This window comes from Bifidobacterium sp. LH_449 (genome assembly GCF_056356755.1).
Window position 1 is genome coordinate 444,264 of record NZ_JBKEUV010000001.1, and the last position, 7,976, is coordinate 452,239.

6 protein-coding genes, 1 tRNA gene and 2 rRNA genes are annotated in these 7,976 nt (G+C 54.8%); 5 read left to right on the forward strand and 4 right to left on the reverse strand.

The features are described 5' to 3' along the window. Window positions 1–217: 217 nt before the first annotated feature. Complete coding sequence (locus tag AC1AX7_RS01785; RefSeq protein WP_476508370.1) at window positions 218–1,291, reverse strand: endonuclease/exonuclease/phosphatase family protein; 1,074 nt, start codon at window positions 1,289–1,291, stop codon at window positions 218–220. 164 nt (window positions 1,292–1,455) lie between these two features. Here AC1AX7_RS01785 and AC1AX7_RS01790 point away from each other — a divergent pair. From AC1AX7_RS01790 to AC1AX7_RS01800, 3 genes are all read left to right on the forward strand, one after another. Further along, a tRNA-Arg gene (locus AC1AX7_RS01790) sits at window positions 1,456–1,528 on the forward strand. Window positions 1,529–1,859: 331 nt separating this feature from the next. Continuing rightward, a complete protein-coding gene (locus tag AC1AX7_RS01795; RefSeq protein ID WP_476508371.1) occupies window positions 1,860–2,795 on the forward strand; it encodes a cation diffusion facilitator family transporter in 936 nt (311 codons plus the stop codon). A gap of 92 nt (window positions 2,796–2,887) precedes the next feature. Beyond that, window positions 2,888–3,706: a DUF4391 domain-containing protein gene (locus tag AC1AX7_RS01800; protein ID WP_476508372.1), complete on the forward strand. Its 819-nt coding sequence runs from the start codon at window positions 2,888–2,890 to the stop codon at window positions 3,704–3,706. Window positions 3,707–3,778: 72 nt separating this feature from the next. Here AC1AX7_RS01800 and AC1AX7_RS01805 read toward each other — a convergent pair whose 3' ends face one another. After that, the gene (locus tag AC1AX7_RS01805; RefSeq protein WP_476508410.1) at window positions 3,779–4,240 is read right to left on the reverse strand and encodes a very short patch repair endonuclease; all 462 of its coding nucleotides are present in this window, start codon (window positions 4,238–4,240) and stop codon (window positions 3,779–3,781) included. Between the two features lie 225 nt (window positions 4,241–4,465). Between AC1AX7_RS01805 and AC1AX7_RS01810 the strand changes: the two genes are divergently transcribed. Both AC1AX7_RS01810 and AC1AX7_RS01815 read left to right on the forward strand, forming a co-directional pair. Then, the gene (locus tag AC1AX7_RS01810) at window positions 4,466–5,509 is read left to right on the forward strand and encodes a Gfo/Idh/MocA family protein (protein WP_476508373.1); all 1,044 of its coding nucleotides are present in this window, start codon (window positions 4,466–4,468) and stop codon (window positions 5,507–5,509) included. A gap of 224 nt (window positions 5,510–5,733) precedes the next feature. Next, window positions 5,734–7,152, forward strand: a complete 1,419-nt coding sequence (locus AC1AX7_RS01815) for a hypothetical protein (RefSeq protein ID WP_476508374.1) — start codon at window positions 5,734–5,736, stop codon at window positions 7,150–7,152. Window positions 7,153–7,430: 278 nt separating this feature from the next. On the opposite strand, the gene rrf is transcribed toward AC1AX7_RS01815, so the two are convergent. Next, window positions 7,431–7,547, reverse strand: a 5S ribosomal RNA gene (rrf, locus tag AC1AX7_RS01820). A gap of 181 nt (window positions 7,548–7,728) precedes the next feature. Continuing rightward, window positions 7,729–7,976, reverse strand: a 23S ribosomal RNA gene (locus AC1AX7_RS01825); the annotation flags it as partial.

Consider the following 7,976-nt stretch of genomic DNA (forward strand, 5'->3'; position numbering starts at 1 on the left):
CTGCTCAAATGTCACGAATATATTGACGAACGAGCTTTTTACTGTTGTGATTCAATTGTCCAAAAAGAACAAAAACACATGCATGTCCAGCATTACGGTTCCGTTAAAGAAAGAATACAAATATTAATGGTTGATTTCGCCAGATACTGATTCTGCATACTAAAAACGGGTCCGCGCACAGAGCGCAGTCCCCGTTTTCGCGTTCCTGTATGCCGTGTCACACGGCAATCGTGGCCAGCAGCGCCTTGTGATCCGAACCGGGAACATCCAGCACTTCCACCTGTCCGGCCTGCATATCCTGATTGATCACCACATGGTCGATGCCGGCAAAAGCCGGCAGCCACACGCGATCGGACGGCCATGTAAATGCGAAGCCATGCGCGGAAACCTGCGCGGCATCCTGGAAACGATCGCCCAAGAACATGCGAAACGGCGTATGATCATCCGTCGCATTGAAGTCCCCCATGAACACGTATCGCGTATCCGTATCGGCACGCATCAACGCCAATTCATCCAGCGAGCGCTTCCACTGATCCCAATACCCCGGAACAGGCGCCGTCGTGTGCACCGACACAAAACGCACCGGCTTGCTGCCATCTGCAAACGTGACGGTGCCTCCCGGCATAAAGGACGCGCTTGAATCGACATCATCATCCGACGGATTCCCCAACGGCGTCGCCGACCAAATCCCATTACCGTACACGCCATCCGAACTGGACACCTGTGCATATGGCAGATAATCGCCAATGCCAGCCGCATTCAACGTATCAATGAATTCATCGGAAGTCTCCTGCAACGCCAACACTTCCACGCGTTCATCACGCACTGCGTCAACAATCGACTGCGCGTCGGCCGCGCCACGATACACATTGCAGGTCATCACGCGCGCATACGAATCGCCCGTATTCGCGGACGCGCCGCCCACTGCGGCAACCGCCTCATCCGAAAGCTGATCTTGCACGATGAAAAACGGATACTGCCACCATATCTGCAAGCAAATCGCCAGAACAGCCGTCAACGCGATACACCATCGGCGTGAAACGAACGCCAAAATCAGAGCGACAGCCGCCAAAAGCGCAAACCAAGGCGTCGCCGACACAATAATCGGAATATATGGCAACGCTTGCAATTCAGACGGCAGCGCACGGCACAATGTGCACAGCAGTGCGGTAAGTCCGAAGATTCCCGCAAATGCGCCGGCAATACGATGGCGCTTGCGGCCCGTTCCAGGCTTTCGCCCTCGCGCGGCAGGTGAAGCCGCCGTTCTCGCCGCGGATGCTGTTCTCGACATCACGCCCGCCTTTCATACGATCGAAGTTGCCGGTAAGCCCCCTACCATAGCGCATTTCGTTTGGCGAAAACGTGAATCCACAGGGCTTGCGGCGACTTATGCACGGAATCGACACGACGCGAATGGCGGAGAACGTATAAAAGCGTGTACAATGAAACGTCGTTGCCCGGGTAGCTCAGTGGATAGAGCACCGCTCTCCTAAAGCGGGTGTCGCGCGTTCGAATCGCGTCTCGGGCACTTTTCTTTTCCTTCATCCTCTCCTCTTCCCGCCGCTGATCCCGTTCACGCTTCCATTCTTACGTCGCCGCCATCTACTTTGCGGCACAAACTGGAGCAGCCGCGCCAATCATGCTCCACAAAATGCCGTAAGCGACCCCGTCCGCGGCACAAACTGGAGCAACCCAAACCATCTCCCATGACGGATCCGAAACAAAACCAAACAATTCCACGAGTCCCCCGCCAAGCATTCAGCCGGCAGATTGACAACGTTGATATTTCAGCATTTTGCGGGATATAGTCGGAATCGTTCATCAGCTTAAACGCGGTACACAAAGAAGGCGAAAACACAATGGCGCACAATCACAATGCAACCGCAATGCAAACCGTCAAGGAGCATCAAAACCGACTGCTGATTACGTTATGCGCAACCGGCACCGTCTTTTTGGCTGAGGTCATTGGCGCCGTCGTCACGGAATCGTTGGCATTGCTGGTCGACGCCGGTCACATGATGACTGACATGTCCGTATTGGCCGCCTCCGCCATCACCGCGATTCTAATGCGGCGCAAGCCAAACACCACACGCACATGGGGCTGGGCCAGATTGGAAGTCATTACCGCTGCCGGAGGCGCGCTGGTATTGCTAATGGTCGGCATTTATGCGCTTATCGAAGCGGTAGCGCGTCTATTCACCAATCATCCCGGCAATGATATTCACAATCCGAATCTGCTGCTGTTTTTCGGCATTCTCGGTCTTGCCGCAAATATTATTTCGATTCTTGTGTTGTCCGCGCAGTCTCATGACAATATGAACATGCGCGCCGCCTTTTTGGAAGTGTTGAACGATGCACTCGGATCGGTTGCCGTCGTCATTTCCGCAAGTGTAATGATGTTGACAGGCTGGCAAGGATTTGACGCCATCGCTGGCGGCCTGATTGCTTTACTCATGATTCCTCGCGCAATTCATTTACTTATTCAGGCTATGCGAGTGCTGTTGGAGCAGACGCCGGAAGGCTTGAATTTGGATGAAGTGCGCGCGCATTTGGAATCGGTTGAGCATGTGATTGCCGTTCATGATTTGCATGCAAGCACTGTATCGACAGGAATGCCGATTTTGACCGCCCATATTGTGGTGGAGCGGGGATTGAGCATGGAGGAAGCGGCGCGGATCCTTGCTCGTCTGCAGGATTGTCTGCGTGAACATTTTCCCGTTTCCGTGCCTCATACCACATTCCAATTGGAGCCGGAAGGCTATGAGACCCCCAGCAAAGAACAATTGCATTCGTAATTTTTATTGTCGCGACTTTATGATGCTGGACTTTGCTTTCCATATTGATTACAGTGCGAAGCAAAACCGATACTGGTGGAAGGAAGTCGACGATGACCATTGCTTCATGCGGATCCGTGAATGCGCTGACCATGTCCCTGCCTGCAGCAACGGCGGTTCCCGCTCAAAAGGCAACGCTGCCGAAAGGATTATTCGTCGCAAAAATACCGGTTTCTTCCAAAATCAAGCAGCGTCTCACCCATGACATCAGCAGCATCACTATGCTGTCGCTGATGCGTTCTGCAAATACCGGACTGCAAAACGGAAAACGTATTCCTGAAATTCTTGTTATCGGATTGCGTTTGCCTGCTGAATCCTCGCAGATTCCGCGCGAAATCATTGAATTGATTGCGATGCAACGTAAATCCGGCATCATATTTGTTTGTGTTCGTGATGCTCGCGATGTGGAAGGCAATATTATTGACGGCATGGAAGAATGTGCGTTCGCCGTACGACGTGCGCTCCCCTGCCGCCCCGGGCACACGCCGACATACACGATTTTCACGTCTGCATGGAAGCCCGCGTCTGAAGCGACGCTGCGATTCCCGGATTTGAATGCGGGTGGTGATGCTGGTGACGGTGCCGCTGGTGTTGCCTGTGATGCCGCGGGCGATACCAGCAATCAGAGTGCAATCGCCAGCATTGATGATTTATGGGAATCCTTCTGTTCTCAAATCATTTTCGGCGTCGATTATGCAGATCCGGCCAATTTGGATGCCCGCATCACACGCAGCATGCAAATCAGCAAGTTGGAAGCGGAAATCGCCAAACTCACCGCGAATCATCAGCGCGCGAAAAGCACGGAACGGCGTAACGAAATCTTCGCCAAACTCCACAAGGCAAAGCAGCAGCTTGAAGCGCTTAAGGCGTAAGGACGCGGGGCACGCGCGGGGCACGTGGTTTGTGACTGAATACGGAGGTCACACTGCCCACAGCCTCCGCATTCAGTCGCGGGTGGACGTATCGCCGTCGATAATCTGATGGTAAAGGCGCTCCAGGCGATCCTGGCGCGTCGCTTTGGCGAGTTCACATTCCCATACGACGATTACACGCCAGCCCATCGCCTCCAATTCGGCATGCTGGCGAATGTCGCGTTCATGATTGCGCAGCAGTTTCGCGTTCCAGAACTCCACATTCGATTTGGGCATGGAATGCTTCGTGCAGCCTTCATGCATATGCCAAAAGCAGCCATTGACGAACACGACCGTGTGGTATTTCGGCAGCACAACGTCCGGATGGCCAGAATATCGTTTGTCGTTCTTACGGAACCGCAATCCTCGCGAAAACAGGTAACGTCGCACCAGCATTTCAATGGATGTGTCTTTGCCGCGAATGCGCGACATCGTGTAGCTGCGCGTACCGCGCTCATATTTGCTTGTCGCGTCCTGTCCGTTCCTTGCCGTCATGATGACATCATGATAGGCGATGACATCGCAATACGCCATGCGATGTCATATGTCGCCCTATGACGCCGCGCAACGACGGCCGAAGCACAGTCGATGCGTTTTGCGTCCGGCAAAGGTCGCCGATGCGCGTAATCTGATAATCACGTATACACGCTCTTCACACGGCATCATATGTGAAACATTGCGTGAAACATGCTGTGGAAGAGCAGACGCAAGGAGGAACGCATGAGCAGACTGAACGGCAAGCGCGCCGAAGCCGAACGTGACGGTCTCAAAGTCAACGTCGCGATTCTGGGCGCCGGCGGCATCGCCCATCTGATGGCGCAAACGTTGGTCAAGATGGAAGCCGACCCACGCTATGAGAATCTGGTGGCGTTGTACGCCGTCGCCGCCCGCGACGGCGAGCGCGCCGAAGCCTTTGCCGCACAATACAACATTCCGGTGTCGTACGGTTCCTATGATGAGCTGATGGCCGACCCGAACGTGGATCTCGTGTACATCGCCACGCCTCACGCCATGCACGCCGAACAAGGCATCGCCTGCTTGAAGGCCGGCAAGAATGTTCTGGTCGAGAAATCGTTCACAGGCAACGCCAAGCAGGCCGAAGAGCTGTTGGCCGTCGCCCGCGAGACCGGATTGTTGTGCACCGAAGCCATTTGGACGCGTTATATGCCGTCGCGCAAGATGATCAACGACATTGTCGCTTCCGGCGTGATCGGCGAGGTCCAGGCCGTGAACGCGAATCTGTGCTATCCGGTGTGGAAGAAGCAGCGCATGTATGATCCCGAGCTGGCTGGCGGTGCTCTGCTTGACGTCGGCGTGTACCCGATCAACTTCATCGACATGGTGTTGGAAGGCCGCAAGCTCGACCATTTCGCAACGTCGATGATTCCGTATGAGACCGGCGTGGATGCGCAGAACAACATGACGTTCTATTACGAGGATGGCACCACCGCCGTCGCTTACAGTTCGATGATGAACGCGTCGGATCGTTACGGATTTATTTATGGTCCGAAGGGCTATATCGCCTGCCAGAACATCAATAATGTCGAAGCGATTGACGTGTATGACGTCGATCATCAGGTTGTTGCGCATTATGACGTGCCGGAGCAGCTGACCGGCTACGAATATGAGGTCGCGTCCGCTGCGAACGCGATTCTTGACGGCCGTCTCGAATGCGAGGAGATGCCTCATGCCGACACGATGCGCATTATGCGCTTGATGGATTCGATTCGCGACACCTGGGGCATGCGTTACCCGTTCGAGTGACCGCGCATTCAAGGATGCCGGAATCCATGATTTCGTGTTCTCGAATCAATCCTTAACGAATGGCCTCATGACGGTTTGAAGTTCCCGTCATGAGGCCATTCGCGTATGTCAATCCGCATATATGCGTCCGCGTATACAATGAATCCGCAATAATTTTGGAAACTATCCGAAAATATCGCTTGAACAATACGCAGCCACCAATTTCACGATCAGCCAGGAATCATATGACGGACAATATGCAACATTTGAATCTGCGCCAAGAATTCGATGATTTAAATGATTTCATCAATAACGGTTGGCTGGCATCCTGTGAATTCGACGGCCCCACATTTTTGTGGCATCATCTGATTCGCGAGACTTCCGAACAGGCGAACGCGGACCGGCAGGATATGCCTGTCGCCGCCCCGCATGATGCGGAAATGGTGATTCGTCTGCCCATGCAATGGTATTTCGATTCGATGGCGTCCATTGTGCCGACGGCTGTACGAACCGAAGACGGCGTGGAGATGCCGCGTATCGACATGCCGACATTTCATATGGATTCGCAGGCGTTGTCAGGGGTAGACGCCGTCGTCGGCAATGCGCTGATGAGCACGCGTTGGGAGGATGCGGCCGCAAATTTGGCGACGGCTATCGCGTTGACGGCGAAATTCGTTGGTAATGTCGCCGACCGCGACAATGAGGGCTTCGATTATTTGAAAGAACTGATTCAAAACACGCGTCTGTACTTGGATTCGGTGGCCTGTCATGCGGATCCGATGACCGGCGAGGCCGCCTTGCGTACGATCACACAGGTTGCCTGCAATGAGGATTTCCGCCTCAATCCGATGCAGATGGTCGAGTTGCTGTCGTGCTGTCTGTCGTTTGCGCAATGGGATGATACGAGCATGTTCGCATATGACGCGTTGAATAAGGCGCTTGCGACAATGGACGCGCTGCTTGCCGACCCCACTTTTGGCGGCTTTGCAGATGATGCTGACGGCAATGCGTCTGCTGGTAACGCTGCTAGCGATAATGCACAATCCGGCAAGGCAATGTCTGATGCCGCTTCGGCTGATGCCGTTCCTGCCGGTAGCATTTCGACTGATGGTCTTTCGCCTGATACTGCTTCGCAGGACGCGTCGACGATAGATATTTCGAATGAAGAGTTGGCTGCGATGATTGGACCGATGCCTGATTTGCCTGCTGATTTGGCGGAGGGGTTGGCGGCGTCCGCAATGCTGGAGGATCCTCGTGAGGTTGCGGAAAGCGTCAGGAAGCAATTTGAGCATTCCATACAGTTTTTGCGTCATGATTTGATGCGTGTCAGTGGAGATGCTGCTGGAGCCGATCGTTTCCTGTTTGAGCATCATACGACCGAGCCTCTTGCGGATGCATATGCCGCCCGATTGTGGGCCACAGAGCGCTGGGGCGACTTACTTGACTTCATTGATTTGGTGGAGCGTGATAGCCCCAATCAGGCGACGCTGATGTTTCCTGAGGAATTGGTGCCGTACGAGTGGGAAAGCCTTCGCGAGGCCATCTACGAGCTGCAAGGCCGCCGCGACGAACTCTGCGCGATTTACCGTGAGCGTCTCGACGACACCTTCGACGTCAACACCGACCGTAATCGCATGCTTCTCGAAGCCTGGCAGCAACGGTAGGACATTCCAACACGTTATCTTGGCACCGATATGCCGGAACGGGTTTTCAGGAGGTCGTAAACCGTTAAAACAACGTGGTTTTAACGAAGCTGGCGTCCAGGAAACCATAAAACCGTCAGAACCACGTGGTTCTGACGAAACCGGCACCCAGGAAACGATGGGACCGCCATATCAGCACCGGTGCCGTTGCGACGGTTTTCAGGAACCGGGAAACCGGGACCGGCCCGGAAACGGGAAAGGCCCCACGGCACGAGCCGTGGGGCCTCCCCTAACGATGAATGCGGCGGCGTGCTACTCTCCCACACCCTCTCGAGTGCAGTACCATCGCCGTGCCAGGTCTTAGCTTCCGGGTTCGGAATGGGACCGGGCGTCTCCCCTGGGCCAAGGCCACCGCAAAACCAACACGAACACACCCCACGAGAAGGGGCGTGGCATGGACCGTGACGGTCCGGGAACCGGACAATGGACGCGAAAAAGAATCGATTCGTTTCAACCGTATGCGACGCAGCGCTCCCTGTCGACCATGGAACCGGCCATGCCGACACAGGCACCCAAAACATGGGCATTAGGACAAGAGTGATGTCGTCGTTCGTCCGTTAGTACCGGTCGGCTCCACCCCTCACAGGGCTTCCACCTCCGGCCTATCGACCACGTGTTCTCCATGGGGACTACAAGCCTCCGAAGAGGCCACGGAATGCTTATCTTGGAGCAGGCTTCCCGCTTAGATGCTTTCAGCGGTTATCCCTCCCGGACGTAGCCAACCGGCCGCGCCACTGGCGTGACGACCGGCATACCAGAGGTCCGTCCACCCAGGTCCTCTCGTA